The organism is Bartonella sp. AA86SXKL (assembly GCF_042196885.1).
In genome coordinates, this window is the sequence record NZ_JBHIRE010000180.1 from 1 (window position 1) to 930 (window position 930).

General features: G+C 37.7%; 1 protein-coding gene. It reads left to right on the plus strand.

Features of this window, described 5'->3' with window-relative positions:
* The coding region (locus ACFIO5_RS10835) for a Rossmann-fold NAD(P)-binding domain-containing protein (protein ID WP_375705403.1) at positions 1-669 on the plus strand (669 nt) is incomplete at its 5' end.
* Positions 670-930: the final 261 nt, after the last annotated feature.

The following is a 930-nucleotide window of genomic DNA, read 5'->3' on the forward strand; positions in this document are numbered from 1 at the left end:
GAATTAACAGCAGAAGCTGGTATTCCTCTCATTTATATGTCAGCGCTTATCGCCAATAAAAATGCTTCTTTTTTGTATGCACGCGTTAAATCCATGAGTGAAGAAATCATTCATAACGAGCATCCTCAAGCAACTATTATGCGCCCATCCATCATCTTTGGACCAGAAGATTGTTTCTTTAATAACTTGGCAAATTTGTCGTGTTTTCTACCGATCATACCCCTTTTTGGCGGTGGGCAAAGTAAATTGCAGCCTGTATATGTTGGTGATGTCGCTGAATTTATTGTACGCGCTCTAGAAGGACAAGTTATCTCTGGAAAAAGTTATGATCTTGGGGGTCCACAGATTATCACATTTCAAAATGTCCTTGAATATATATTAAAAATTATTCATCGTAAAAAAACAATTCTCTCTATGCCTCTTTCTGCCGGCTTATTTATTGGAGGTCTTTTGGGAACTATTGGTAAATTGCCTCTCGCGCCAACACTAGTAACAGCTAGTCAAATACGTTTTCTGCAAATAGATAACATTGTTTCTCAAGAAGCTATAGAAAATGGCTACACTTTAGAAGGAGTAGGAATTACCCCTAAAGCAATGGCGGCACTCTTGCCAAGCTATCTCTGGCGATTTCGTCCACATGGTCAATTTTCCCGAAATTTACCAGCTTAGCCCATATTTTCCCAGCAGCTTGTGTCTGTGCAACGCATTTTCCCAATCAGAGAACACTTAAACTAGAGACCAGAAAGTTTCTATAAAAGAAGCTTTTTATAAAACCATTAGCAGATATACCCGAAATGGTTCAATTTATTGAAAAAGCTTTCGATAAAATGGCGCTTTTATAAAGATGTTCACCATCATTTTGCACTGTTTTCTTAGTGGAACTGGAAGAAAAGATACAGATGCAATTTTGCTACCTCACTCTTTTTATCA